Raw genomic sequence first — 26,476 nt, forward strand, 5'->3', positions numbered from 1 at the left:
AACTAAGAGTGGCAAGGAATGGTTACACTTCGGAAATAATCCTTGGTGAATGTTATGCTCGCCCCCGTTTATCACCAGAGGAAAGGAGCAGGCATTGAAAACGCAAAAACGGGCGCTGGGCTGCGTGGCTATCGTTGTGGATGATTACGACAAAGCGATTGAATACTACACCCAAAAACTGGGCTTCACGCTTGTGGAGGACACGCCTCAAGAGGGAAAACGCTGGGTTGTGGTCACGCCAAACCCGGAAAGTGATTGCCACCTGCTGTTAGCCAAAGCCACCAACGAACGCCAGCAGGCTTCTATTGGCGATCAGTGCGGCGGTAGGGTTTTCCTTTTCCTTCACACCGATGATTTTTGGCGCGATCACGCCATGATGACGGCCAACGGCGTGCATTTCTGCGAAGTTCCACGAGAGGAAGAATACGGCACGGTTGCGGTCTTTGAAGATCTCTACGGCAACCGCTGGGACTTACTCCAGCACAACTAATACGCTTTGCGGGGGCAAAGGAACAAATCGCTATAAGGCATAGCGTTTCGTTGTTAGACAGGCAAGATCTGGGCTTTTATCTTTCGTCATGATTTGTAAATTTTACAGCAAAAAATCTTGAGGGAATGCTATTGGCCAGGTTACTTGACGCATTACAAACAAAACCCACGCGCTTTCGCCTGGCCTTACAGGCAGCCCTGATTAGCAGCGTGGTGGCTTTCTCCGGCGCGGCGGCGGCCGATGACATCTTAAAAGAGGGCATCACGCCCGCCACCGACGCCAGTCAAATCCCGGCCACGGCCAAGCTGCGCAAAGACACCGTGGTCGCAGGGATTTCCGAACCTCAGGGCATATTCAACCCTTACTTCTTCGTTAACGGCTGGGATGAAAACGTCACCAACGTCATTTTCTCACGCCTGATCGACTGGGACAGCCACGGCAATCTGGTCCCTGGCCTCGCCGAAAGCTGGACGGTCAGCCCGGATGGCAAAGTCTATACCATCAAACTGCGCCCTAACCTGACCTTTAGCGACGGTTCCCCGCTCACCGCTGAAGACGTCGCGTTCACGCTCACCGTGCTGTATGACCCGAAATATGACGGCGACACCGACATTACGCTCGCCAACATCGCGGGCGGTGCCGAATACAAAGCCGGGAAAGCCGACAGCGTCAGCGGCCTGAAGGTGATTGACCCGCTCACGCTGCAGGTCACCACCACCCAGCCGGGGGCGACCACGCTGGGCAAGATAGGCGGCCCGGTGCTGTCGAAGGCGTACTACGGCAAAGGCTACCAGCGCGGCAACCTGGATTACCTGCGTACCCTGCACGGCAAACCGCTGGGCAACGGCCCGTATGTGTATGAGAAATACATCCCAGGGCAGGAAATTCGCTTCCACGCCAACACCCATTTCTATCGCGGCACGCCGCCAACGCCACGCTTTATTTACCGCGTGACTAACCCGTCCACCAATTTCCAGCTGTTCCAGACCGGCGAGACGGATTACGACGCCTTTACTTCCCGCCCGGACGATATCGAGCAGCTAAAACTGCTGGGCTTCGCCAATATCAATCTTTACGGCTCCAGCGACTACAGCAAGGTCGAATTCAACGTTCGTCGCCCGGCGCTGCAGGACGTAAAAGTTCGCCAGGCGCTAATCTACGGCTTGGATCGCCAGAAGCTGATTGACGTGGTCTACCAGGGCTATGGCACGGTTGCCAACGAGCCGATCTCGCCGATCTCCTGGGCCTATAACCCGGAAGGCGTGAACCCGTACAAATTCGATCAGGCACAGGCGAAAAAACTGCTGGATGAAGCAGGCTGGAAACCTGGCCCGAACGGCATCCGCGTGAAGGACGGCAAGCGCCTGGAGCTGACGCTGCTGGTCAGCAAAAAAGTGTTGAACGACGCGCTGATCCCTATCGCCAAAGAAAACTGGCAGCAGATCGGCGTGTTGCTGAAGCCGCAGGTCGTCGATTTCAACGCCCTGATGGCGCAGCGCAAAGCGGGCAACTACGATCTGGCCTCCTTCAGCACCAGCACCCTGAACGATCCGCACGACGGCGTCTGGGACTTCTACAGCAATGAAGCGAAGGCCTCCGGCTACAGCAATGCGCAGGTCGACAAGCTAATAAACGAAGGCAACGCCACGCTGGATGAAGAGAAGCGTAAGGCTATCTACCACGAGCTGTATAAAGTGCTGGCGGCAGATCCTCCGGCGATTCTGCTCGGCAACCGCAAGATCCTGTCCGCCAGCAGCGCCCGCGTCACCGGCTTTAAGCCAGACATCTACAACGGCCTGACCGGCAGCCTGCCGGATGTGAAAATCGTTAAGTAACGCAGTAACCCTTGCCGCCGCCCTTTTACCGGGGCGGCGGCAGTGAGAACGTGATGAAAAATTTTATTCTGCGCCGCCTGCTGCAAACCCTGCCGATGCTGCTGCTCGCCTCGTTTATTATCTTTATGCTGTTCGCGAAAACGCCCGGTGATTTTATCGACGGCAATATTACGCTGACCGCCGCCCGCGTTGCCGAACTAAAGGCTATTTACGGCCTCGACCAGCCGCTGTTCACCCGCTATCTCCACTGGCTAGGACAGCTGCTGACGGGAGACCTGGGCTTCTCTCTGCAATATCAAATCCCCGTTAGCCAATTGCTGAACCAGTACGTCTGGAACTCTTTCCTGCTGGCCTCCATCGCGCTGGTGTTCTACTGGGGGATTGGTCTGGCGGTGGGGATTGTTTCGGCCATGAGGCCCAATTCGCTGTTTGACCATCTGGTGAGCGTGCTGGTGTTCGCCGCCATGTCTTTCCCGACCTTTTTCCTCTGCCTGCTGCTGATCAAATGGTTCGCGGTGGATCTGCACTGGCTGCCGGTTGGCGGCATGACCAACACCGGCAGCGACGCCTCCGGCTGGGCCTACGTCGTGCAGGTTGCCGCCCACCTTGTGCTTCCCGTACTCGCACTGGTGATGCTGCAGGCGGGCAGTCTGACGCGCTACTTCCGCGCCAGCATGCTGGACGTGGTGAAAATGGACTTTATACGCACCGCCCGCGCCAAAGGGCTACGCGAACGTACCGTTATTCTTAAACATGCCCTGCGCAATGCGCTGCTGCCGATCATCACCCTTCTGGGCTTTGAGCTGCCGGGACTGTTCTCCGGGGCAATCATTACCGAAAAAGTCTTTAACTGGCCGGGCGCCGGCCACATTCATATTGATTCCCTCGCCGCCCGTGACTACCCGGTTCTGATGGGCCTCACGCTGTTTCTGGCGGTACTGACAATCCTCGGCAACCTGATTGCCGACGTGCTTTACGCGTGGGCTGACCCGCGCATTCGGGTGAGGTCGTGATGCTCAGTTCTCTGTTTTCTACTAACCGCCGCCTGCGCAAGGCCGAAATCCCGGCGCTGGCACAGGTGACGCCTTCACCGTGGCGGCAGGCCTGGCAGGCACTGAGGCGCAACCGCCTGGCGATGTTCTGCCTGATTCTGCTGATAGTGATGGCAATCTGGTGTGCCCTGGGGCCGCTCTGGTCACCGTGGAAGGACGACGCCACCGACGCCCTGATGCTCAACAAACCGCCGGGCGAAATCCACTGGCTGGGCACCGACTTCCTCGGGCGCGATGTCTACACCCGCCTGCTGCTGGCCGGGCGCATCTCATTAATTATCGGCCTGCTGACCATGCTGCTCTCGGTTACCCTCGGCTACCTGCTCGGCGCGGTTTCCGGCTATCTCGGCGGCTGGACCGACAAACTGATTATGCGCCTGGCAGACCTTGTGATGACCATTCCCAGCCTGCCGCTGCTGATCGTCGCGGGCGCGATGCTGTCGGAGCTCGACTTCTCGCCGGACTCGCGCATTTACATGGTGGTTATCATGCTGAGCCTGCTGGAGTGGCCGAAGCTGGCGCGCCTGGTGCGCGGGCAAATCCTCTCCCTGCGCGAGCGCGACTTTATGCTGGCGACCCGCGTATTAGGCCTTTCCGCCCGCCGCCGCCTATTCGGGCACTTGTTGCCGAACACCATTCCAATTCTGGTGGTGATGGCGACGATGGCGGTGGCCAACGCCATTCTGATGGAGTCAGCGCTGAGCTACCTCGGCCTCGGCGTCGTGCCGCCCACGCCTTCGTGGGGCAACATGATGGACAGCGCCAACAGCCTGATCGACTTCCAGCGCCGCCCGTGGCTGTGGATGCCGCCGGGTATCGCCATTTTTATCACCGTGATCGCCATTAACGTGCTGGGCGACGGCCTGCGCGATGCGCTGGATCCGAAAATGAAGCGAGGCGCGAAATGAACGAAGCGTTGATTGAGTTTAATAACCTTTCCCTCTCCTTCTCCGGAGAGCAGGGGCGCGTGCGTGCCGTGCAGGACGTGTCGTTTATCGTTCGCGCCGGGCAAACCGTCGGCGTCGTTGGCGAATCAGGCTGCGGCAAAAGCGTGACCGCCATGTCGCTGATGGGGCTACTGCCTCCGCAGGCGGCGCGTATCGACGGCGGCGAAATCCTGTTTCAGGGGAAAAATCTGCTGGGCCTGAAGCCCGCGCAGATGGCAGATTTGCGCGGCAACGAACTGGCGATGATTTTCCAGGAGCCAATGACCGCCCTGAACCCGGTGCTGACTATCGGCGACCAGCTTTGCGAGCCGCTAATCCGCCACCGGGGCGATACGCCCAAAACCGCCTGGCAGCTGGCGACACAAATGCTGACCGACGTCGGGCTGGCGCGAGCGGAAAGCCTGATGGCCAGCTATCCGCACCAGCTTTCCGGCGGGATGTTACAGCGCGTGATGATCGCCATGGCGCTGAGCTGCAGGCCAAAGCTGCTGATCGCCGATGAGCCGACGACGGCACTGGACGTCACCGTTCAGGCGCAGATCCTGCGTCTATTGCGGGATCAGGCTCGCCAGCACCGTATGGCGCTGATGCTGATCACCCACGATCTCGGCGTTATCGCCCGGATGGCCGAACACGTCGTGGTGATGTATGCCGGGCGCATCGTTGAGCAGGGGCCAACGGCGGAGGTGCTCCGCAATCCGCTGCATCCTTATACCAAAGGGCTGATCTCTTCCCGGCCAATCCCGGGCGAGCGCCGCCGCAGGCTCTATTCGATCCCCGGCCAGGTGCCTGATTTAGCTGCCCTGCCACCTTACTGCGCCTTTACCGATCGCTGCGAACGCGCTACCGAGCGCTGCCGCCAGGGCATTCCGGCGCTGCTCGGGCAGCAGCGACAGGCCGCCTGTTTTTACAGTGAGTTAGCGGAGTCCGCATCGTGAACACTCGGTACGTTATTGAAGTCGAAGGGCTCAAAAAACACTTCCCGCTGCGCGACGGGCTTTTTGGCCAACAAACTGGCGAACTGCGCGCGGTCGACGGCGTCAGCTTCAACATTCGCCAGGGCACTATTTTCGGCCTCGTGGGCGAGTCCGGCAGCGGGAAAACCACCGTTGGCCGCACCCTGCTTGGCCTGTATGACAAAACCGCCGGTAGCGTGAAGTATCGCGGCAAAGAATTGAGTGAGTTGAGCGCCAAAGAATCGCGGGCGCTGCGCCCCAAAATCCAGCTGGTATTTCAGGATCCATACAGCTCGCTAAACCCGCGCATCCGCGTGGGCGATGCCATCGGGGAAGCGATGCTGGAGCACAAGCTGTGCACCCGCGCCGAACTTCGGGACAAGGTGCTGGAAGTGATGAAGATTTGCGGGCTGGCACCGCAGCATTACACCCGCTTCCCGCATGAGTTTTCGGGCGGCCAACGCCAGCGCATCGGTATTGCTCGTGCCCTGATCCTTAACCCCGATTTTATTATTGCGGACGAACCGATCTCGGCGCTCGACGTTTCCATTCAGGCGCAGATCATCAACCTGTTTTCCGATCTGCGTGACGAACGCGGCGTGACGTTTCTGTTTATCTCACACGATCTCGGCGTGGTGGAGCACCTCTGCGATGACGTAGCGGTGATGTATCTCGGCCAACTGGTGGAAACCGCCAGCCGCGACGTGCTGTTCAGCCGACCGCTGCACCCCTACACGCAGGCGCTGTTAGCCGCGGTCCCGACGCTGGACCCGGACAGCGAGCCGGTGGCAGCCATTCAGGGCGAAATCCCCGATCCTTCTCGCCCGCCTTCCGGCTGCCGCTTCTCCTCGCGCTGCCCGCTGGTCACCGACCGCTGCCGCCAGGAAGTCCCGGCGCTGCGGGAAGTGAGCGATGCTCATCGCGTCGCGTGTCATTTGGTGTAGCTCTGCGATTCAGGCAGACAGCGGCCTGAGTATGCTGTCTGCCACCACCTGCCCTGACTCCAGCTTGATCAGCCTGTCCGCCAGCGGGAAATAGCGGTCATCGTGGGTAATGGCAAGCACCGTTTTGCCTTCCGCTTTCAGCATCGGCAGCAGCACTTTGTAGAACACCTCTTTAAAACCAGGATCCTGATCCGCCGCCCATTCGTCAAACAGATAAAAAGGCCGGTTCTCCAGCCACGCCTGCAGCAGCGCGAGACGTTTACGCTGCCCCTGAGAAAGCGCGGTGGTCGAGAAACGCCCGTCCCGGAAGGCCACTTTGTGGTCGAGCTTCAGCAGGTGCAGCAGCTTGTTCACCTGGTCCGCCGTGCGCTCGTGGATGTTATCCACGTCATCAAACAGGAAGAAATCATTGAATACCACGGCGAAATGCTGGCGGTAGATCTCACGCTGCTCGGGTGTTATCAGCCTGCCGTTAAGCCGAAGCTCGCCGCTGTCCGGCGGGTAAAGGCCCACCAGCAAATTTGCCAGCGTGGTTTTCCCGCTACCGTTGCCGCCCACCAGAAAGACCAGCTCGCCCTGAGTGAAACGAAGATCAAGCGGCCCGAGAGTAAAACGTTCCCCCTCTTCGCCCTGATATTCGTAGCGAATATCGGCCAGCTCAAGGCCGTCAAAACGCGGCAGGCTTTTTAGCGGCAGCAGCTTTTCCTGCGGCAGATCGGTTTTAAGCTGGGCGATTCGCTGGAGCGCGATGCGGGCGCTGGTCACCGTCGGCAACGCCGACAAAACGCCTTCCACCGGCACAATCATGTACAGAAAAATCATCGTGTAGCCGGTCATCACCGCCGAGCTGAGCGCCAGGGATTCCCGCAGCCAGTAAAGCACCACACCGATAAACGCGAAGAACAGCACGCTACCCCAGCTCTTCGCCAGGCCGTAAAACACATACCCACGAGTGCGTTCGATGCGCACCGCCTCGATATTCTCGCTCAGCGGTCCGTCGACAAAATGCCGCCTGCGCGACGGGTTCAGGCGAAACTCGCGCCCGCCATCGAACAGTTTTTTACACTGGGCAATCAGCGTATCTTCCCGCTGCCGCGAGCTACGCAACAGCCCCAACGCTTTACCGTGGGCGGCGCGGTAGCCCATCGCCCCCAGGCCAAGCACCAGCAGCGCCAGCAGCAGGACCTGCCACGACAGCGTGCCGAGGTAAATCAGGCAGCCGACAATCGCCGCCCCGTAGATAAGCAGCCCCGGCAGGCTGACGAAAAAGACCACCAGCGTGTCGAGATCCTGAGTCAGAATGGACACCGCTTTTGCCATGCCGGTTTTCTCCAACTGCGCCCAGGCGGTTTCGCTGACGTGATCCACCACGTCTTTGCGCAGCGTGGCCTTCACTTTTTGCCCGAGCCACATAAACAGCGTTTCGGCCAGCACGCGGGTGCCCAGCATTAACGCGGCCAGCAGCACAAACTTCAGCGCCACGTCGGCCAGCCCGCCGGGCGGCAGCGTCAGGCTATGGTTGATCACCGCCAGCAGCGAGGCGTTGCTTAACCCGCTGACCACGCTGGCAAACGCCGCCAGCACCAGCCAGCCGCCCACCAGGCGGAACAGCATCATTAACAGAGACATTGTTACTTCCTTTTCGACATTACTCTGCCGGCGCTATTGTTGATGTGTATGCGCCCGGCTACGGATCAGCGGCCATACCAGCAGCGGTACGCCGACCAGCGACGCCACCAGCCCCACGGGCAGCTGACGCGGATAAAGAAAATTGCGGCCCATCCAGTCTGCCAGCACCATAATCAGCGCGGACAGCAGCGCGGCGGTGAACAACTGCTCCATCGGGCGTTTCGCACCGGCTTTTCTCGCCAGATGCGGCCCCAGCAGCCCGACAAACGACACCGGCCCGACGATCAGCGTGGCCAGCCCGGTCATCAATGCGGCCAGCGCCAGCACGCTGATCCTCGCCCTGGCGACATTCACGCCCAGCGAACCGCTCACCTGCCCGAGCGGCAGCAGCAGTAGCCAGCGTTTGCACAGCGGAGAAAACGCCAACAACAGCAACATGGCGAAGAACACGCCGATGGCGATGCCGTTATTGACGTAGTAGGTGCTGCCGGTCATCAGCTGCAGCAGCATCGAACTGGCCTGGCGGTTATTCAGCATCACAATGCTGGCGATAGCCTGGAACAGCGCGTTCAGCGCCAGACCGTTCAGCAGCACCCGCTGCGGGTTAAAGGCGCTCTGCCGGCTGCTCCACAGCGTTACCAGCAGGCTGATCAGCGCCCCGGCGGCGCTGCTGAGGATCATCAGCCCCGTTCCGCCCGTGGGGAACAGCAGCAGAAATGCCGTCACGCCCATCGCCGCCCCGCCGCCGATGCCGAGGATCTCCGGGCTTGCCAGCGGGTTGCCGCTGACGCGCTGCATCAACACGCCCGCCGCCGCCAGTAAAGCCCCGGCGCTCAATGCCGCCAGCAGGCGCGGCAGGCGCATCGGCAGCAAAGCGGGTTGCTCCGCGAGCGTCGTCCAGTGCCAGCCGTGCAGCCCGTGGCCGACAAACAGTGACAGCACAACAGCCACCAGTAGCAGCGCAAAAGCCATGCCCGCCGGGAAGCGCACGCCGCCCGCCTCGCCTTCGTAAGCTGAAGGCGTGGTATCCAGTACCTGGTGCCGGGCCTTGCCCGCCAGCAGGATCAGCAGCGGCCCGCCGGTCAGGGCAGTTAACATCCCCACCGGCAGCAGTTGCCCGTCCAACAGCGTGACACGGCTGACGCACAGGTCGGTAAACCACAGCAAACCGGCCCCGATAAGCAGCGAGTGGCTGAGCATTTGCCGCGTGGTACGCGCCCCACCTAAGCGCGCCAGGTGCGGGGCAGCCAGGCCGATAAAACCAATCACCCCGACGCTATTAATGATTAAGGCACTCATCCCCAGCGCCAGCGCCATCGCCGCCGAACGGATCAGCAGCGGAGATGCGCCCAAGCTGCTCACCATCGCCTCCGGCAGCCTGAGCAGCGCCAGCGGACGCAGCAGCAGGAGCAAGGCCAGGCCGCACAGCCCGAGCCAGGGCAGAATCGCCGTCACGCCGCTCCAGTCCTGCTGTGCCAGCGAACCGCCGCCCCACATCAGCACCGACAGCAGAAAACGGTCGTTGATCACCGCCATGATCATCGTCAGCGAGCCGCACCACAGGTTGACCAACATCCCCGCCTGAATCATCACCAGCGGCGACAGACGCTGCCGCCAGGAAAGCAGCAACACCAGCAGCAAAGCGACAACTTCCCCGGTAATCACTATGCCGGTTCGCGCCGATAGCAGCGTCGCCGGGAACCACATCGACGCCACGCCCAAAGCCAGCGTCGCGCCGGAAGTCATGCCGAGGGTAATCGGTTCCGCCAGCGGATTGCGCAGCGCCCGCTGCATCAGCCAGCCGCAAAGGGCCAGCACGGCGCCGCCGAGTAAGGCCATCACCTGGCGCGGGAACCACATGGAGTGCAGGATCACCGCCTGCGCGTCGGCCATTTTCGAGCTAAACAGGACGTTCAGGCCGTGGACAAGCCCGCCGTACTGCATCACGTTTTGCAGCGCCATGGCGATGTTCGCCAGCCAAAGCCCGGCGATCAGCAGCCAGGAAGCCGTTGTTTTTCCCATCTCAGCCATGCTGCCACCCCGCCACGATTTGCCCCAATGCGTCGGCAATGCGCGTGGCCGTCACCAGCGCACCACCGGAATTGAATTTTTGCGCCGGGAACGCCAGTTGAGTCTGAGAGGTGAGCGGCAGGCGCTGCCAGAGCAGTGAACTCTGCCAGCGTTGGATCTGCGGCCATTGCCCGTCCTCCGGCAAAAGAATCAGCCCGGCATTGTCTGCCCCAATGCGCGTCAGCTCGACCATAGCCTCGCCCTGCGCGTTAACGCCGCCTCGCCAGGCATTGCTGAAACCGCAGCGCGACAGCACATCTCCGGCGAGACTGCCCGCGCCGTAAAGCCGCATATGCAGCACATCTACCGGCGTGGCGATAAACAGCGGACGTTGATAAGCAGAAGCGGATTCTCTGGCACAAATCGCAGCCTGCTCAAAAGCCGCCGTGACCGCACGAGCCTGCGCCTGGCGCTGGAGTACAACAGCCAGCTTATCGAGGGAAATTTGCCATTCGGCGAGACTGCCGGTGGGCAGCGTCAGCGTGGGCGCAATACGATCCAGCTGAGGCTTAAGAAGCGCGTGACCCGGCGTGATAACGATCAGATCGGGCTTCAGCGCATACAGGATTTCGAGGTTTGGCTGAAACAGCAGGCCGATATCCACCACGCTGGCGGGGAGTTCCGGCGTGCCTATCAGCTTGCGATACCAGTCGGGGGCCGATACCGACTGCGGCGTCACGCCAAGCGCCAGAATCAGCTCAGTCAGCCCCCAGTCCAGCACCGCCAGGCGCTGCGGAGGCCCGGAAACGGCACCAGCCGCCCCGATAAACGGGGCGGCCAGCGCAAAGGTCAGTAAACGTCTGCGGGAGAGCATTCGCTTACCACTGGTAGCTTAACGTTGCCACGTACTGACGCTTAACCGCGTACTCACAGCCGTTGTTTTGGCAGGCTGCAAGGTAGGTTTTGTTCGTCAGGTTAGCGGCGTTAAGGGCAACCTGCCACTGGCGATACTGCCAGCCGATGCGGGCGTCATACACGGTGGCGCCCGGCACCTGCAGCGAGTTATCCGTTGTCGCATAGCTTGGGCCGACATAGCGCACGCCGCCGCCGAGGGAGAAACCATCCAGCGGGCCGCTGAACGCGTACTGGCTCCAGAGCTTAGCCTGGTTGCGGGAAATGCCCGTCGGGTGTTTGCCTTCGCTGCCGTCGTTCGCCTTCAGCACTTCCGGGTCGGTCAGTGAGTAGGACGCGAGGATCTGCCAGGCTGGCGTGACGTTCACTTTACCTTCCAGTTCGATCCCACGGGAGCGGATCTCTCCGGTCTGCACGCTGTAATTCACATGATCGGGATCCGGCGTGGCGACGTTGGTTTGACGCAGATCGAACAGCGCCAGAGTAAACAGCGCGTCCATTCCGACCGGATCGTACTTCAGCCCAACTTCGGTCTGCTTGCCCTTGGTTGGCTTAAACGCATTGCCGTTAAAGCCGGTACCCGCGCTTGGCACAAACGAGGTGGAATAGCTGATGTACGGCGCAATGCCGTTATCAAAGTGGTACAACAGCCCCGCGCGGCCGGTGGTGGCGTAGTCATTGCGCGTCTGGTGAGAACCGTCCAGCAGGTTGGTCGCTTTGGTCTGCGCGCTGTCATACCGCCCGGCGAGGCTCATCACCCAGTTGTCCAGCGCCAGCTGATCCTGCAGGTAAAGCCCCGTTTGATCCATCGTAGAATGGCTGTTGCTGGTAAACGCCGGGATCTCGACCGGCGTGCTGTAGTCCGGGTTGAGGTAATTCAGTGGCGCAGCGTCGCCGTAGCCCGCCTGGCTGCGCACCGAGGAGTGCATCACATCCACGCCGAGCAGCGCGGTGTGCGACACTGGGCCGGTATCAAAGCGAAACTCGCCCTGGTTATCCGCCGCAAAGTTGCTCATCGTTTCGGTAAGGTTCATGGAGTAGCGGTCAACCAGCGGCTGGGTTGGGTACGTCCCGAACGGGTACACCATGCGGTAATCGGCGCTGCTGCTGATGTAACGCACATTCTGGCGCAGCGTAATGTTATCGTTCAATTCGGTACGGAACTGATAGCCGATGCTGCCCTGCCTGCGGGTGTAGGTATCAAAGCCCGGCTGGCCGCCGTAGAAATGGGTGCCAATATTACCGTTCGGGTTGTTCACCAGCGTGCCTTTGACCGGCAGCATGTTGTAGAAACCGGTGTCAGGATCCTGGCGCAACTGGGCCAGCAGCGTCAGGCTGGTGCGATCGTTTGGCTGCCAGGTCACGGACGGCGCAATGTCGTAGTGCTGGTAGCGGGTGTGATCGACCTGCGTTTTGGTGTCGAAGAAGGTGCCCGCTACCCGACCGAGCCACTCTTTGCTGTCGGTTAGCGGGCCGGTGACGTCAAAACCGGTGCCAAACTGGCTGTTATTCCCGGCGCTGACGTAAACCTGGCCGCCCGGCTGGGCCTGCGGCGTTTTGCTGACAAGATTCACTACGCCGCCGGGGTTGGCCTGGCCGTAGAGCACCGAAGCCGGACCTTTAACCACTTCAATGCGGGAAAGCAGGAACGGATCCCACGCCGGGCGGCTCCACCAGGCTTCGCGCGGCAGGCGCAGGCCGTCCAGATATTCGTCGGCTTCAAAGCCACGCACCATGATGGTGTCAAAGCGGGTATCCGGGCCGGCATCTTCCGAGGAGACGCCCGCGACGTAGCGCAGCGTCTGGGGAATATTTTTTGCCGCCATGGCCGCGATTTGCGCCTGTGTTACCACCGAAATACTCTGCGGCGTGCGGCTAATCAGCGAGCTGGATTTGGTGCCAGCCACCGCCTCATGTGCCACCACATTGGTTTCATCTTCCTGCCCGGAAGAAGAAGGTGCCGTGGCCGTAACAACCATCGTGCTGTCCTGTGCCGCCGATTTGTCCGCTGCATGGGCAAAGCCCGCGCACGCCGCAAAGATCGCACAACTTAACGCCTTTAAAGGCATGTTCCCGTTTACCCATCCGCCCTGTTTCATATCGACCGTATCATGTTATAAGAAGAGGATCGAAATGATAATTATTCACCTTTAAAAGAGAAGAGCACCCGTGGCAGAATAGCGCGATCGGTTGACGGGATATCGCAAAGCGGACAGAGATTGTCTTAACGCGCTACTGCATCATGAAATGGCGAGAATCGGACGAATGGCAGGCAACAAATGATAAAGCAATTCACACAGCAGAGTCCGCAGGAAGCGTTTCTGGAAGTACGAGAACTCCATTATAGCGCAGGAAGCCAGGAGCCGTTTCACGCCCACGAGCAGGGCCAGCTGATTTACCCGGTCAGCGGCGTGGCAAAAATCCGCAGCGAGCAAAATGTCTGGGTCGTCGCCCCTGGACACGCGCTTTGGCTGCCGGGGCGCCTGCCTCACGGCCTGGAAGCCATCGGCAACGTGGTCACCCACAATCTCTACATGACGCCTACGGCTTCAGCTGCGTTCAGCCGCCACAGTCGCAGCCTGGCTATTACGCCGCTGTTTCAGTCCCTGACCGCCGCTGGCCTGGAAAAAACCACCGACCCGCAGCGAAGCCAGCTATTGCACGACCTGCTGCACAACGAGCTGCTGCGCCTACAGGATATTGCCCTGTGCCATATCACCCTCCCCCACGACAGGCGTATTCGCCAGCTCTGCGATGCGCTGTGCTGCGACCTTTCCCAGCGGGAAACCCTGGCCTGGTGGGGAAAACGGGTGGGCGCGAGCGAAAGAACCCTGGCGAGGCTGTTCCGGGAAGAGACGCAGCTCAGCTTTACCGAATGGCGGCAGCAAATGCATCTGGTGGAAGCCGTCTGCCACCTTGCGCGCGGCACCACCATCAGCAATCTCTCCAGCACGCTCGGCTACGCCAGCAGCAGCGCATTTATCGCTATGTTCAGGAAAAAGCTGGGCGTTTCCCCGCAGAGGTATATTGGCCGCTATCTCTGACACGGCTTTTACAATCCGGTTCCATCGGCGATAATCACCGTTTGCGCCCCGGACCGGAACAACCATGAGCGACACGAAGCCCCCGCAAACGACGGCCAAGCGCCCGATGAAACTCAGCACCTCGGTGACGCTGATGCTATGCGCCGTTATCGGCTCGGTGTTGCTTGTGGTTTACGCCCTGTATTTTATCCAGATCAGCAACGCCACCCGCAGCGGCCTGAAAGACACCGCGCTGGCGGTGGCAAGAACCCTGGCCGACGATCCGACGATCAAATACGGCCTGACGCAGCCCCACAACAAAGACATCATTCCCCCCGTGGCCTCCCGCGTGCAGGAGCGTAACGACCTGCTGTTTGTGGTGGTGACCGACATGAACGGCATTCGCTACTCGCACCCCAAACCCGGCAATATTGGCTCGCATTTTATTGGCGACGACATTTTCCCGGCGCTGGAGGGCAAAGAGAATGTGTCGATCAACCACGGGGTGCTGGCGGAAGCCCTGCGCGTCTTTACGCCGGTCTATAACGAGCAACATAAGCAGATAGGCGTAGTCGCCATCGGCATTTCGCTGAGCAAGGTAGACGAGCAGATCAGCAAGAGCCGCTGGAGCGTGCTCTGGACGGTGTTGTTCAGCGCCCTGTTCGGCTCGCTCGGCACCTGGGTGCTGGTGCGGGTGCTGAAACGCATTCTGTTCGGCTTCGAGCCGTATGAAATCTCCGCGCTGTTCGAGCAGCGCCAGGCGATGCTGCAGTCCGTTAAAGAGGGCATTATTGCCGTCGACCGCGAAGGCCGGGTAACGCTCATCAACCACGCGGCGCGCAAAATGCTGCTCTCCCCGGATGATTTCCGCCTCGGCAAAACCGTGCCGCCAGGGCCGCTGGTGGCCACGCTGTGCGAAGTGCTGCACACCGGCACGCCAATTCAGGACCGGCAAATCATCAGCTATGGCCGTCTAGTCTTGTGTAATGCGGTGCCAATTCGTATAAATAATCAGGTGATCGGCGCCATAAGCACCTTCCGCGATAAGACTGAAATCAATTTGTTGACCCAGCGTGTAGACGGCATGGTGAATTATGTCGACGCGCTGCGCGAGCGCTCGCACGAATTTATGAATAAGCTGCACGTTATTCTTGGCCTGCTACAGCTTAAACATTACGACAAGCTTGAAGAGTACATTCTGCAAACCGCCAGCAATTACCAGACGGAAATTGGCACGCTGCAGAGCAAAATTAAGTCGCCGGTGATTGCCGGGTTCCTGATTGGCAAGATTAACCGCGCGCGGGAAGCGGGCCACCATCTGGCGCTTGCCGATGAATGCCAGCTCCCGGACAACCCGAACGAACTTCAGGTGATGGCGCTGATTACCGCGCTGGGCAACCTGATAGAAAACGCGCTGGACGCGATGGGCGACCAGCCTGATGGGGAAGTGGGCGTGCTGCTGCACTACCAGAATGGCGTGCTGAGCGTTGAAGTCAGCGACGACGGGCCGGGCATCGAGCCGGACCACATTCAGTCTATTTTTGACAAAGGCTACTCCACCAAAGGCGAACAACGCGGCGTAGGGCTGTTCCTTGCCAGGCAGCAGCTTGAACGCCTTGGCGGCAGCATTCAGGTGGAGTCAGAACCCGGCGTCTTCACCCAATTCTTTGTGCAGTTACCCTGGGATAGTGAAAGGAACAATGCGTGATTAATGTCTTAATTGTTGATGATGATGCGATGGTCGCGGAGCTTAACCGCGCCTACGTCAGCCAAATCCCGGGCTTTAGCTGCTGCGGTTCCGCCTCCACGCTGAAGCAGGCGCGGGAGATGGTCAGCAACCCGGAGCTAAAAATAGATCTGATCCTGCTGGATGTGTATATGCAGCAGGACAACGGCCTGGATCTGCTGCCGACGCTGCGCGAAGCGGGGAAAACCATCGATGTGATCGTTATCTCCTCGGCGGCGGACGCGGCGACTATCCAGAAGTCGATGCACTACGGCGTGGTGGATTACCTGATTAAACCGTTCCAGTTCCCGCGCTTTGAAGAAGCGTTAACCAACTGGCGCGAAAAGAAAAACCTGATGGGCACCCACAAATACTACGAGCAGGCGGACGTTGACAGACTGCTGCACGGTGGCTCCCCGGTGGTGGCGGACGCCAAGCGCCTGCCGAAGGGGCTGACGCCGCAAACGCTGCGTACCATTTGCCAGTGGATCGACACGCACCCAACGGAAGAGTTCTCCACCGACGAACTGGCAGCGGCGGTAAATATCTCTCGCGTGTCATGTCGTAAGTATCTGATCTGGCTGGCGCAGATCAATATCCTGTTCACCAGTATTCATTACGGCATGACTGGCCGCCCGGTGTACCGCTATCGCCTGCAGGCCGAACAGCTTGGCCTGCTCAAGCAGTACTGCCAGTAATCAGCCGATAGCTGTCATCCAGTAACGTAAAGCGGAACTGGCTGGCGGAAGAGAGGATAATCTCTCGCTGTTTGGTGACAAAAATCGCCTCGATATCGGGGCGATTCGCCAGCACGGCACAGCCCTTTTCGATGCCCATCCCGTAAATCAACGTCGTCCAGATGTCCCCGTCCAGCGAGTCAGTCGAGACGATCGTCACGCTATCCAGGTCGTTATCCAGCGGGTAGCCCGTGCGCGGATCGAGGATATGGTGATAGCGTTTGCCGTCCAGCTCGAAATAGCGCTCGTAAACGCCGGACGTCACCACCGATTTGTTCGCCACCTCAATCACGCCCAGCATGTCGTCCGGGCCGCTAAATGGTTTTTTCAGCCCGATTGACCAGCCGCCTTCCGGCGAGCCCAGCGTCTGCACGTTGCCGCCGAGATTAATCAGCCCCTGCGCAACCCCCTGCCGCCGCAGGAAGTCACGAACCCGGTCGGCAATGTAGCCCTTGGCTATCGCGCCCAGGTCTATTTCCATCCCACTATGCGCCAGATAAACGCTGCCTTCGGCTTCGTCCAGCACCACCTGATGCGGCTGCGTGCGCGGCAGCAGCGCGGCGATGTCTTCTGCCGGCGGAACGCTATCGCCCTTGAAACCAATCTTCCACCGCTTCACCAGCGGGCCAATGGCGAGATTAAAAATACTGTCGGGGAACAGGCTGGCGGCTTTGGCGCATTTGATAAGCTCGAACACCGGACGGCTGACGGCAACCGGATGTTTGCCCGCCGCGTGATTAATGCTCATCACCTGGGATTCGGCCCGGTTCACGGTGAGCAGATCTTCGTATTGTTTGATCAGGCGGAATACCTGAGAGGCGAGGGTTTCGTTGGGTTCGAACAGCTTGAGGAGAATGGGCGAGCCCATTAAAACGGCGGAGTAGCCATAAACACCTTCGGGTTGCGACATCGCGGGCTCCTTTTGCTGAAAAGGTTGCGCCCCGGCGAGGGCCGGAGCGCAGTTGGGCTTAGCGTTTTGCCCAGCTTGCCGCCTGATGGCCCGCCAGGGTACCAAAGACAATAATATCCGCCACCGCGTTACCGCCGATGCGGTTGCCGCCGTGAATACCACCGGCCACTTCACCCGCCGCGAACGCGCCAGGGATAACCTGATGCTGTTTATCCAGCACTTCGGTTTCGGCGTTGATGGTCACGCCGCCCATGGTGTGGTGCACTCCAGGGGCGATGCGGATGGCGTGGAACGGGCCATCTTTAATCGGGTTGCGCAGCGCGGTTTTACGGCCAAAATCTTCGTCGTACTGATTTTCCACGAAGCCGTTGTAACGCTCAAGCGTGGAGAGGAAGGTGTGGTAATCCATTCCCAGTTTCTCCGCCAGTTCGCGAGGCCCTTCGGCGCTGACCACAAAGCCTTTGGCGATGTACTCATCTGCCGCTTTGTTTTTAGTGCGAACGTTCTCGTCGAACACGATGTAAGCGTATTTCTCCGGCAGCGCGATAATCTGCGCCGACACTTTATCGCGGGTTTCCATTTCGTTGAAGAAGCGGCTACCTTTTTGGTTCACAAGGATGGCACCGCCGCCGCGAATGGACTCGGAAATCAGGTACGAGGTGGTTTGCTCCACGGTTGGGTGAATCTGTATTTCGCCCATATCCACGGTGCCTGCGCCCAGTTTTTCCAGCAGCGCGATACCGCCGCCCGTGGCGCCTTTGTGGTTAGTGGTGACAAAGCCTTCCAGATCCGGGCGGTATTTCACCACCATCGAGCTGTTGGCGCTGAAGCCGCCGGTCGCCACGATCACGCTTTTCGCGTGGATGGTCAGCGCTTCGTTTTCGTCCGTCAGCAGCGCCACGCCGCTCACCGCGCCCTGGTCAAACAGGATTTCCGTGACCGCCGTTTCCATCAGCACGTCGATGCTGCGTTTGTTGATGTTACGCAGCAGGCCGCTGATCAGGTAGCCGCCGACCGCCGATCCGTCACGTGGGCGGTGGGTGCGGTCAATGCTCATCCCGCCGGTGGTGGTGATGTCGTTCAGCATGATGCCGCGATCCGCCAGCCACTCAATGGCCTGCGGGGCGCTTTCCACAAAGCGGTGCAGCAGCTCTGGGTTATTTTTGTTGTAGCCACCTTTCAGGGTTTCGGCATAGAACAGCTCTTTGCTGTCGAAGATACCTTTGACGCGCTGGAAGCGGGTTTCCGCCGCGTTCATCCCGGCAGATGCCTTAACGGTGTTCCCGCCGATGGACGGCATTTTCTCAACGATCAGCACGCTGGCACCTTCGTCGTGGGCCTGAATCGCCGCCGCCAGACCGGCACCGCCGCTGCCGACCACAACCACGTCGTAGCTCTGCGGGGCGCTAACGCCGCCGCTTTCTTCAAACGCCTGCTGCTTGCTGGATTTCACCATCGCTTTAGAAACGGCTTTTTTCACCGCTTCGCTCTGGGAAGTCGCGCCGGAAATGGCATCCACAAACGGCGAGTTGGCGGTCAGGATACGGGTACGAATTTCTTCGAAGTTAGTGGTGAACTCCACGTCGTCCTGCGGGCCAGCGGCCAGCGCGATATCGGCGATGCGATCGCTGTCGAGGCTGACGTTAATCACCAGTTGGTTGACGTCATCGCTGACGGTTTCTTCGAAAATCCCCGGTTTAAATTTAGAGGCACCGCCCATGCTCATGTCACGGATCATCGCCTCGACCAGCGAGAAGCGCCACAGCGGCTCAGGGATGGTCAATTCTTCGCGTTTGGTGCTGTCGATAAACAGATCCAGCACTTCGCCGTTGGCGATGCGGGCAGTCCAGTCCGGGTAGGCAATGCAGGCGCGGCCTACGGCCACCAGGTCATACCCGTGCTCCAGCGCGGTTTCCACATCGGAAGCATTCACGATGCCGCCCACGCCCATCACCGGGATCTGCGCCAGCGCGTCTGAGCGCATTGCACAGTATTTGTTGATCAGCGGCGTCGGGTCGGTGGTGTCGTTAATGGACGGACGCAGCGAGTAACCCAGAGAGAAGTGCAGGTAGTCCAGGCCTCGCGCGGCCAGTTTTTCCAGCAGGTACATGGTGTCGTCGAAACGAATCCCAGGCACTTCAAGCTCTTCCGGGGAGAAACGGTAGCCGATGATGAATGCATCGTCAGCAAACTGACGCACCATCTGATGGGTGATATCCAGCACGGCAAGCGGGAACTTAGCGCGGTTATCGCGGCTGCCGCCCCATTCGTCATCACGCTGGTTTGAGTTCGGGGAGTAGAACTGTTGAATCAGATAGGTGTTCGCGCCGTGGATTTCCACACCGTCGAAACCAGCCTGAATGGCGCGGCGAACGGCCTCACCAAATTTAGTCACCATGCCCGCCACTTCTTCTGTGGTCAGGGCACGAGGCGTTGCAGCGCCGTCGCGTGGTGCGGCCAGCGCGCTTGGGCCAACCGGCGTGCGGCCACCGATGAGTTTAGGGTCGACCATGCGGCCGCCGTGGTAAATCTGCAGCAGGGCTCTGGAGCCTTCAGCTTTAATCGCGGCGGCGATTTTCGCCAGGCCAGCAATTTTTTCGTCGGTGTCTATCCCGATAGCGCCAGGGAAGGCCAGGCCTAAATCGTCAATAAAGCAGCATTCCACCACGATGGTACCGATGCTCCCGGCGCGGACGCGGTAGTACTCCACCAGCTCTTCGGTCACGGTGCCATCAAAATACCCGGTACAGGTAGTCATCGGTGCCATTAGCAGACGATTTTTTAACGCCGTACCGTTAGGTAAAGTAAATGGGCTTAACATGTTTTTGTCGGTGCTCATAATGTCGACTCCAAACTTTAAAATTTAAAACTGAGAATTCGGTTGCTGGCACTATTTTCGTTCTGGTTATTGGCCATTTCGCATGTCAACAATATAAGACTATTTTTAGTTACCAAACTATTTACGTTAGTTTAAAAACTATTGAAGAACCGTAATAACACAATTACCCACAACGTGTTATTAATTAAAATATAAAAGATAACAGCTTATTAAATTAATATAACATTTTAGTTACCTACCAGATGCACGCCGTGAACACGCGCCAGACCATGCGGCAAGCGGAATCGAGTCAGCAAAAAACATCAAAAATGACCTGAGCGCCGCTTTTTTAATGATCAAACTGATAACTTTTCGTCGTAAATAACCCTGCTAAAATACGAACTATTATTTTTTACGAAAAAAATAACCAGAATCTGTTTTTTTGATCTCGATCAATTGTCATATACCCCGAAAGCGCAATATATAACTATCCATAAAATTTAATTCACCGCCGATAAAAAGCGATGAATACCTATTTCCGCAACCGCTAACCAAGAACATTTAATTAATAAAGTAAGTTTAAAAACTAAAGTAAGCGGGAATATAAAACGAATCCTTAACTCCTTATAACGGTGTCATTATGAGTGTAATAACCACCAATCTACCGCCGCTCAAAGAGAGCAATAAAAAAGCAGGCAACAACAAACGTTGGCTGATGATGGCCCTGCCCATCATTGTGGCGCTGTTGCTGATGCTGGTTCCGGTTCCGGACGGCCTGCCGCCATACGCCTGGCACTTCTTCGCTGTCTTCGTCGGCGTTATCGTCGGGCTTATCTTCGAACCGCTGCCGGGCGCCGTTATCGGCCTGACCGGGATCGTCGTCATTTCGCTCGGCAGTCAGTGGCTGCTGTTCAGCCCGGAGCAAATGGCCGACCCAAAATTCAAGCTGGCGGGTGCCTCCTTTAAATGGGCAGTTAGCGGCTTCGGGAACTCCACCGTCTGGCTTATCTTTGGCGCATTTATGTTTGCTGCCGGTTACGATAAGACTCAGTTTGGTCGCCGACTGGCGCTTATTCTGGTGAAATACCTTGGCCGCCGCAGCCTGACGCTGGGCTACGCCATTGCTTTCGCCGACCTGCTGCTGGCACCGTTTACCCCGTCCAACACCGCACGCAGCGGCGGGACCATCTACCCGATTATCGCTAACCTGCCGCCGCTGTATGGCTCAAAACCTAACGACCCAAGCGCGCGTAAAATCGGTTCTTACCTGATGTGGGTGGCTATCACCGCAGCCTGTATCACCAGCTCAATGTTCCTCTCTGCGCTGGCCCCTAACCTGCTGGCGCTGGCTTTGGTGAAAAGCATCGTTGGCATCAACATCTCCTGGGGCATGTGGTTCCTCGCCTTCCTGCCGCTGGGCCTGCTGTTACTGCTGACCATGCCGCTGCTGGCTTACTGGCTCTACCCGCCTGAAGTGAAAGTGAACGACGAAGTGCCAAAATGGGCGAGCCGTGAACTGGAAAAACTGGGCAAACTGTCCCGCAACGAAATCCTGCTGCTGGTGTTCGTCTGCTCCGCGCTGGTGATGTGGATTTTCGCGGCAAGCTGGATTGAACCTGCGCTTGCGGCCCTGCTGGTTATCGTGCTGATGCTGTGGACCGGCGTTCTGAACTGGAACGACATCACCAATAACAAAGCAGCGTGGAACACCTTTGTCTGGTTCGCCACCCTGGTTGCCCTGGCCGATGGCCTGTCTTCTACCGGCTTCATCTCCTGGCTGGGTAAAGAAGGCGGCGCGCTGATGACCGGTATCGCCCCTGGCACCGCGACCATTGTCCTGCTGCTGGCGTTCTACCTGCTGCACTACCTGTTTGCGAGCACCACCGCGCACACCACCGCGCTGCTGCCAGCGATGCTGACCATCGCCTCCACCATTCCGGGCATGAATATGGAAGTGTTCTGTCTGCTGATGGTGACCTCGCTGGGTATCATGGGCATCATCACCCCATACGGCACCGGCCCAAGCCCTATCTACTACGGTAGCGGCTACCTGCCAACCAAAGATTACTGGCGCCTGGGCACCATCTTCGGTGGCCTGTTCCTGGCCGCGCTGCTGGTGATTGGTTATCCGTGGATGTCCCTGATGTTCTGATTTAAAGCCGCTGGAGGGCAACCTCCGGCGGTTTATTTTTATGGAGTAACGAGCTATGTCGAACAAACCTTTTGTTTACCAAAATCCCTTCCCGCTGGCGCATGACGACACCGAATATTACCTGTTAACCCGCGACCACGTTTCCGTCAGCGAATTTGAAGGCCAGTCCATCCTTAAAGTTGAGCCACAGGCGCTGACCCTGCTCGCTCAGCAGGCGTTTCACGATGCGGCGTTTATGCTGCGTCCGGCGCACCAGCAGCAGGTGGCGGATATCCTGAGCGACCCGGAAGCCAGCGAAAACGATAAGTACGTCGCGCTGCAGTTCCTGCGTAACTCAGACATCTCGGCCAAGGGCATTCTGCCGACCTGCCAGGACACCGGCACCGCCATCATCATGGGCAAAAAAGGCCAGCGCGTCTGGACCGGCGGCGGCGATGAAGCGGCGCTGTCTCAGGGCGTGTACAACACCTACATCGAAGATAACCTGCGCTACTCCCAGAACGCCGCGCTGGATATGTACAAAGAGGTTAATACCGGCACCAACCTGCCTGCACAAATTGACCTCTACAGCGTGGACGGTGATGAATACAAATTCCTGTGCGTCGCCAAAGGCGGCGGTTCCGCCAACAAAACCTATCTGTATCAGGAAACTAAAGCACTGATCACCCCGGCGAAGCTGAAAAATTACCTGGTTGAGAAAATGCGCACGCTGGGCACCGCAGCCTGCCCGCCGTATCACGTCGCGTTTGTGATTGGCGGTACCTCCGCAGAATCCACGCTGAAAACCGTGAAGCTGGCGTCGACCCATTACTACGACGGTCTGCCAACCGAAGGGAACGAGCACGGCCAGGCATTCCGCGACGTGCAGCTTGAGCAAGAGCTGCTGAAAGAAGCGCAGAAGCTTGGCCTGGGCGCGCAGTTCGGCGGCAAATACTTCGCCCACGATATCCGCGTCGTTCGTCTGCCGCGCCACGGCGCATCCTGCCCAATCGGCATGGGCGTCTCCTGCTCCGCCGACCGCAACATCAAGGCGAAAATCAACAAAGACGGCATTTGGATTGAGAAGCTGGAAAGCAATCCGGGCAAATACATCCCGGAAGAGCTGCGCCAGGCCGGAGAAGGCGAAGCGGTGAAAGTGAACCTGAACCGCCCGATGAAAGAGATCCTCGCGCAGCTGTCCGACTTCCCGGTGTCCACTCGCCTGTCGCTTAGCGGCACCATCATCGTGGCACGCGACATCGCCCACGCGAAGCTGAAAGAACGCCTCGATAACGGCGAAGCGCTGCCGCAGTACGTGAAAGATCACCCGATCTACTACGCTGGCCCGGCTAAAACCCCGGAAGGCTACGCTTCCGGTTCCCTGGGCCCAACTACTGCAGGCCGCATGGACTCCTACGTGGACCAGCTGCAGGCCAACGGCGGCAGCATGATCATGCTGGCCAAAGGCAACCGCAGCAAGCCAGTGACCGACGCCTGCCACAAACACGGCGGCTTCTACCTCGGCAGCATCGGCGGCCCGGCAGCGGTGCTGGCGCAAAACAGCATCAAGAGCCTTGAACTGGTGGAATACCCTGAGCTGGGTATGGAAGCTATCTGGAAAATCGAAGTGGAAGACTTCCCGGCGTTTATCCTGGTGGATGACAAAGGCAACGACTTCTTCCAGCAGATCCAGAACAAACAGTGCGCGGGCTGTAACAAGCACTGATTTCAGCGAATACTGATAATAAGGCGGGCGCTACGGTGCCCGCTTTTTTTTGCCCCAAAGTTACCCCATACTGAGGCCACATTTCAGCCGATGCCAACGCAAGGACTTCGCATGTTAAGGATAATCAGCTGGCTCCTGCTCACGCTGCTTAGCTGTGCGGGACTTGGCGCCTGGTTTTTACAGCAGCAGTACGAAGATAAATCCGCCGACTTCCGCATTCTTTACCGCGAAATCACGGTTAAGCTGTCCCAGCACGATGCCATCATTCCTCTGCTGCCCGTCAGCCAAAACGCCGTTGAGGTGCAGCACATTCTGCCGCAGATCGTCGAGTGGCGGCGGCATGACAACCCGGAGCCTCGCCTGGCGATTGTGCCAGAAGCCAATGGCCGCTACTGGCTGAACCGCCCTAACCTCTCGCTGCTGATCGATTTCCCGACGCTGCTCGACACGCTGGGCGAGAAAAAGACGTTTCAACACCTCAGCATCAGCTGGAATAACGCTCTTCTTTGCGAACAGGGCACCGCCAACAAGGGTTACTGGCAGTGGGATAAAACCGTGGCCAGCCCGACACAGCCGTTTTTAGTTTCGGTCAGCGACAGCCCGGCATGGGCGAAACTGCCCTGGTGGCTGATAGCATCCCCGGCGCTGTTTTGGGCGCTGGCGATCTACTTGCTGACGCAATATCAGGCCAACAAACGCCGCCGGGACATTGCCGACCTGCGCGCCCGCTACGCCGAACTGACGCGCCTCAATACCATGGGAGAATTGGCGGCCGGCATGGTGCACGAGCTGAACCAGCCGCTGAGCGCCATCATGAGCTATAACCAGGCAGCAGTACGGCTGATTAAACAGGATAATCCGGCTCAGGTACCACAACTGCTGGACGCCGCTGTGCTGCAGATAAAGCGCATCGACGGCCTGCTTAGCCAATTTCGCCAGAAGCTCACCAGCGAACGCGCCGAGCACCAGCGGGTCGATCTCCCGTCGCTCTGGCAGCGCGTGTGCAAACTGTTGGATAACGAACTGAGCCACAGCAAAATCCGCGTCACCAGCCATTTTGCCGACGACCTGCCGCCGCTCATCGCCCCGCCGCTGTGGGTTGAGCAAATCCTGCATAACATCGCCAGCAACGCGATTCAGGCACAAACCAACGGCGCAGGCTGGGTACACCTGGAGGCAAGCTCGGATAATAACGGCATCGCGCTGACGGTCACCGACGGCGGGCCGGGGCTTTCCCCTGAGGCGCTGGAACAGGTCTTTATTCCGTTCTTCACCACCCGAGCGCAGGGCGTCGGGCTGGGGATGGCGCTCGCCGACACGCTGGTACAGCGCCTGAACGGCACCCTTGAGGCCAGCAACACATCAGCGGGCGGAGCCTGCTTCCGCCTGTGGTTCCCGCTTAAGGATGAGGAGAAATAATGGCCCCGTGTATCTGGCTGATTGACGATGACGCCGCCATTCGTGACTCGCTGAGTCTGCTGCTCGCCACCGTCGGTTGGCAAACCCAGGCTTTTGACAGCGCCCAGGCGTTTCAGCAAAATGCCGATGACTTAAGCCAGCTCGACGGCTGTATGCTGCTCGATATCCGCATGCCAGGGAAAACCGGGCTGACGCTGCTGGAGGAGTGGACGCAGCAGGGCCTGGCGCTGCCAGTGATTATCATGACCGGACACGGCAACATCGATTTGTGCCGCCGCGCCTTTAAGAACGGTGCCTTTGAGTTCCTGACCAAGCCGGTTGATGCCGATCTGCTGTTTGAGGTTGTCGGTGCGGCAATGGAACAACAGAAAGCGAAGGTTGAAGCCCGGCAGCAATGGCAGCCGCTGCAGGAAAAGCTGGCCACGCTTACTGCGCGGGAAAAAGAGATGCTGGAGCAGCTTATTCAGGGCTATTCCAGTAAGGAGATCGCGCAGCTGTGTTCGCTGTCGCCACGCACCGTGGAAGCGCACCGCGCCAATATTTTCTCCAAACTGGAAGTCAACTCGCTGCCCAAACTGCTGAAAACCTACGGCGATATCGCCAAAGAGACTAAGTAAAACTACCTGGAAAGTTAGGTGTTCGCGCCAATTTCCCGCTATCTCCGCGTTGCATAGTATTGCCCCATAGCCAACAACTCTGGAGCAACATCATGAAACGTGTTCTGTTAAGCGCCCTGCTGCTGGGCGGTCTTGTCTCCACGGCCAGCGCCGCCAATGGCGTACTGAGCCAAAAAAACATCTCCCTCGATCTCGCCGATAAGCTGGCGCAAAACGTCCTTCAGGCCTGTGCCAAAGACAACTACAACGTGGCGGTCACCGTAGTCGATCGTTCAGGCACGCCGCTGGTGATGAAGCGCATGGACAACGCCGGGCCGCATACCGTGGAAGCCAGCCGCATGAAGGCCTTCACCTCGCTGACCACCAAAAACCCAACCGACAACGTGATGAAGGGTTCCCAGTCCAATGCGGGCGCGGCCAACCTGCGTGATATTCCAGGCTTCCTGCTGCTGGCGGGCGGCGTGCCGGTGAAGTCGGGTGAACAGGTGATTGGCGCGGTCGGCGTCGGCGGCGCACCGGGCGGCCATCTGGATCAGGCCTGTGCCCTGGCAGGCTTAAACAATATTGAGAAAGAACTGAACGCGGGATAACACC

At 58.8% G+C, this 26,476-nt stretch carries 20 protein-coding genes; 14 read left to right on the top strand and 6 right to left on the bottom strand.

Features of this window, described 5'->3' with window-relative positions; genetic code table 11:
- Positions 1–94: 94 nt before the first annotated feature.
- The 6 genes from ACR6JA_RS18355 to ACR6JA_RS18380 all read left to right on the top strand — a co-directional run bounded on the left by ACR6JA_RS18355 (position 95) and on the right by ACR6JA_RS18380 (position 6,224).
- The gene (locus ACR6JA_RS18355; RefSeq protein ID WP_008454438.1) at positions 95–490 is read left to right on the top strand and encodes a VOC family protein; all 396 of its coding nucleotides are present in this window, start codon (positions 95–97) and stop codon (positions 488–490) included.
- Positions 491–615: 125 nt separating this feature from the next.
- On the top strand, positions 616–2,325 hold the full coding sequence (locus tag ACR6JA_RS18360) for an ABC transporter substrate-binding protein (RefSeq protein ID WP_494494017.1): 1,710 nt from the start codon (positions 616–618) through the stop codon (positions 2,323–2,325).
- A 53-nt stretch (positions 2,326–2,378) separates the two neighbouring features.
- The gene (locus ACR6JA_RS18365; protein ID WP_213713116.1) at positions 2,379–3,338 is read left to right on the top strand and encodes an ABC transporter permease; all 960 of its coding nucleotides are present in this window, start codon (positions 2,379–2,381) and stop codon (positions 3,336–3,338) included.
- Positions 3,338–4,285 (top strand): oligopeptide ABC transporter permease, encoded by a 948-nt coding sequence (gene opp4C / locus ACR6JA_RS18370; protein WP_213713413.1) that lies wholly within the window; start codon positions 3,338–3,340, stop codon positions 4,283–4,285. Before ACR6JA_RS18365 ends, opp4C begins: the two co-directional genes overlap by 1 nt.
- Complete coding sequence (locus ACR6JA_RS18375; RefSeq protein WP_494494016.1) at positions 4,282–5,262, top strand: ABC transporter ATP-binding protein; 981 nt, start codon at positions 4,282–4,284, stop codon at positions 5,260–5,262. Before opp4C ends, ACR6JA_RS18375 begins: the two co-directional genes overlap by 4 nt.
- The gene (locus ACR6JA_RS18380; protein ID WP_213713111.1) at positions 5,259–6,224 is read left to right on the top strand and encodes an ABC transporter ATP-binding protein; all 966 of its coding nucleotides are present in this window, start codon (positions 5,259–5,261) and stop codon (positions 6,222–6,224) included. Before ACR6JA_RS18375 ends, ACR6JA_RS18380 begins: the two co-directional genes overlap by 4 nt.
- 9 nt (positions 6,225–6,233) lie before the next feature.
- On the opposite strand, the gene ACR6JA_RS18385 is transcribed toward ACR6JA_RS18380, so the two are convergent.
- Genes ACR6JA_RS18385 through ACR6JA_RS18400 form a run of 4 tightly spaced genes read right to left on the bottom strand, consistent with a single transcriptional unit; the run spans position 6,234 to position 12,754 of the window.
- Positions 6,234–7,853 (bottom strand): cyclic peptide export ABC transporter, encoded by a 1,620-nt coding sequence (locus tag ACR6JA_RS18385; protein ID WP_494494015.1) that lies wholly within the window; start codon positions 7,851–7,853, stop codon positions 6,234–6,236.
- 33 nt (positions 7,854–7,886) lie between these two features.
- Entirely contained in the window at positions 7,887–9,884 is a 1,998-nt protein-coding gene (gene fhuB, locus ACR6JA_RS18390; protein ID WP_494494014.1) for a Fe(3+)-hydroxamate ABC transporter permease FhuB, read from the bottom strand.
- On the bottom strand, positions 9,877–10,737 hold the full coding sequence (locus tag ACR6JA_RS18395) for an iron-siderophore ABC transporter substrate-binding protein (protein WP_494494013.1): 861 nt from the start codon (positions 10,735–10,737) through the stop codon (positions 9,877–9,879). Before ACR6JA_RS18395 ends, fhuB begins: the two co-directional genes overlap by 8 nt.
- 4 nt (positions 10,738–10,741) lie before the next feature.
- Complete coding sequence (locus tag ACR6JA_RS18400) at positions 10,742–12,754, bottom strand: TonB-dependent siderophore receptor (protein ID WP_494494012.1); 2,013 nt, start codon at positions 12,752–12,754, stop codon at positions 10,742–10,744.
- Between the two features lie 300 nt (positions 12,755–13,054).
- Between ACR6JA_RS18400 and ACR6JA_RS18405 the strand changes: the two genes are divergently transcribed.
- The 3 genes from ACR6JA_RS18405 to dcuR all read left to right on the top strand — a co-directional run bounded on the left by ACR6JA_RS18405 (position 13,055) and on the right by dcuR (position 16,222).
- Positions 13,055–13,819, top strand: a complete 765-nt coding sequence (locus ACR6JA_RS18405) for an AraC family transcriptional regulator (protein ID WP_494494011.1) — start codon at positions 13,055–13,057, stop codon at positions 13,817–13,819.
- A gap of 64 nt (positions 13,820–13,883) precedes the next feature.
- A complete protein-coding gene (locus tag ACR6JA_RS18410) occupies positions 13,884–15,506 on the top strand; it encodes a sensor histidine kinase (RefSeq protein WP_213713100.1) in 1,623 nt (540 codons plus the stop codon).
- Positions 15,503–16,222, top strand: coding sequence for a two-component system response regulator DcuR (gene dcuR, locus ACR6JA_RS18415; RefSeq protein ID WP_008454417.1), 720 nt, complete (start codon positions 15,503–15,505; stop codon positions 16,220–16,222). Before ACR6JA_RS18410 ends, dcuR begins: the two co-directional genes overlap by 4 nt.
- Here dcuR and ACR6JA_RS18420 read toward each other — a convergent pair.
- Complete coding sequence (locus tag ACR6JA_RS18420; protein ID WP_494494010.1) at positions 16,203–17,171, bottom strand: FAD:protein FMN transferase; 969 nt, start codon at positions 17,169–17,171, stop codon at positions 16,203–16,205. The two genes, dcuR and ACR6JA_RS18420, sit on opposite strands and share 20 nt — an antisense overlap.
- A 58-nt stretch (positions 17,172–17,229) precedes the next feature.
- On the bottom strand, positions 17,230–20,010 hold the full coding sequence (locus tag ACR6JA_RS18425) for a flavocytochrome c (RefSeq protein ID WP_494494009.1): 2,781 nt from the start codon (positions 20,008–20,010) through the stop codon (positions 17,230–17,232).
- Positions 20,011–20,629: 619 nt separating this feature from the next.
- On the opposite strand from ACR6JA_RS18425, the gene ACR6JA_RS18430 reads away from it, so the two are divergent.
- The 5 genes from ACR6JA_RS18430 to ACR6JA_RS18450 all read left to right on the top strand — a co-directional run bounded on the left by ACR6JA_RS18430 (position 20,630) and on the right by ACR6JA_RS18450 (position 26,472).
- Positions 20,630–22,141, top strand: a complete 1,512-nt coding sequence (locus ACR6JA_RS18430) for an anion permease (protein WP_008454410.1) — start codon at positions 20,630–20,632, stop codon at positions 22,139–22,141.
- A gap of 55 nt (positions 22,142–22,196) precedes the next feature.
- Positions 22,197–23,846, top strand: a complete 1,650-nt coding sequence (gene fumA / locus ACR6JA_RS18435; protein ID WP_213713094.1) for a class I fumarate hydratase FumA — start codon at positions 22,197–22,199, stop codon at positions 23,844–23,846.
- Positions 23,847–23,957: 111 nt separating this feature from the next.
- Positions 23,958–25,265 (top strand): sensor histidine kinase, encoded by a 1,308-nt coding sequence (locus tag ACR6JA_RS18440; RefSeq protein WP_494494008.1) that lies wholly within the window; start codon positions 23,958–23,960, stop codon positions 25,263–25,265.
- Positions 25,265–25,882: a response regulator transcription factor gene (locus ACR6JA_RS18445; protein ID WP_494494007.1), complete on the top strand. Its 618-nt coding sequence runs from the start codon at positions 25,265–25,267 to the stop codon at positions 25,880–25,882. The genes ACR6JA_RS18440 and ACR6JA_RS18445 overlap by 1 nt, the downstream gene beginning before the upstream one ends.
- 92 nt (positions 25,883–25,974) lie before the next feature.
- On the top strand, positions 25,975–26,472 hold the full coding sequence (locus ACR6JA_RS18450; RefSeq protein WP_494494006.1) for a GlcG/HbpS family heme-binding protein: 498 nt from the start codon (positions 25,975–25,977) through the stop codon (positions 26,470–26,472).
- Positions 26,473–26,476: the final 4 nt, after the last annotated feature.

This window comes from Cedecea sp. B1(4) (genome assembly GCF_059414925.1).

Bases quoted from the DNA above. Each gene is read 5' to 3' on its own strand.
- ACR6JA_RS18360 (WP_494494017.1), top strand. From the start codon at position 616: ATGCTATTGGCCAGGTTACTTGACGCATTACAAACAAAACCCACGCGC.
- ACR6JA_RS18365 (WP_213713116.1), top strand. From the start codon at position 2,379: ATGAAAAATTTTATTCTGCGCCGCCTGCTGCAAACCCTGCCGATGCTG.
- opp4C (WP_213713413.1), top strand. From the start codon at position 3,338: ATGCTCAGTTCTCTGTTTTCTACTAACCGCCGCCTGCGCAAGGCCGAA.
- ACR6JA_RS18375 (WP_494494016.1), top strand. From the start codon at position 4,282: ATGAACGAAGCGTTGATTGAGTTTAATAACCTTTCCCTCTCCTTCTCC.
- ACR6JA_RS18385 (WP_494494015.1), bottom strand. From the start codon at position 7,853: ATGTCTCTGTTAATGATGCTGTTCCGCCTGGTGGGCGGCTGGCTGGTG.
- fhuB (WP_494494014.1), bottom strand. From the start codon at position 9,884: ATGGCTGAGATGGGAAAAACAACGGCTTCCTGGCTGCTGATCGCCGGG.
- ACR6JA_RS18395 (WP_494494013.1), bottom strand. From the start codon at position 10,737: ATGCTCTCCCGCAGACGTTTACTGACCTTTGCGCTGGCCGCCCCGTTT.
- ACR6JA_RS18400 (WP_494494012.1), bottom strand. From the start codon at position 12,754: ATGGTTGTTACGGCCACGGCACCTTCTTCTTCCGGGCAGGAAGATGAA.
- ACR6JA_RS18405 (WP_494494011.1), top strand. From the start codon at position 13,055: ATGATAAAGCAATTCACACAGCAGAGTCCGCAGGAAGCGTTTCTGGAA.
- ACR6JA_RS18410 (WP_213713100.1), top strand. From the start codon at position 13,884: ATGAGCGACACGAAGCCCCCGCAAACGACGGCCAAGCGCCCGATGAAA.
- ACR6JA_RS18420 (WP_494494010.1), bottom strand. From the start codon at position 17,171: ATGTCGCAACCCGAAGGTGTTTATGGCTACTCCGCCGTTTTAATGGGC.
- ACR6JA_RS18425 (WP_494494009.1), bottom strand. From the start codon at position 20,010: ATGAGCACCGACAAAAACATGTTAAGCCCATTTACTTTACCTAACGGT.
- ACR6JA_RS18430 (WP_008454410.1), top strand. From the start codon at position 20,630: ATGAGTGTAATAACCACCAATCTACCGCCGCTCAAAGAGAGCAATAAA.
- fumA (WP_213713094.1), top strand. From the start codon at position 22,197: ATGTCGAACAAACCTTTTGTTTACCAAAATCCCTTCCCGCTGGCGCAT.
- ACR6JA_RS18440 (WP_494494008.1), top strand. From the start codon at position 23,958: ATGTTAAGGATAATCAGCTGGCTCCTGCTCACGCTGCTTAGCTGTGCG.
- ACR6JA_RS18445 (WP_494494007.1), top strand. From the start codon at position 25,265: ATGGCCCCGTGTATCTGGCTGATTGACGATGACGCCGCCATTCGTGAC.
- ACR6JA_RS18450 (WP_494494006.1), top strand. From the start codon at position 25,975: ATGAAACGTGTTCTGTTAAGCGCCCTGCTGCTGGGCGGTCTTGTCTCC.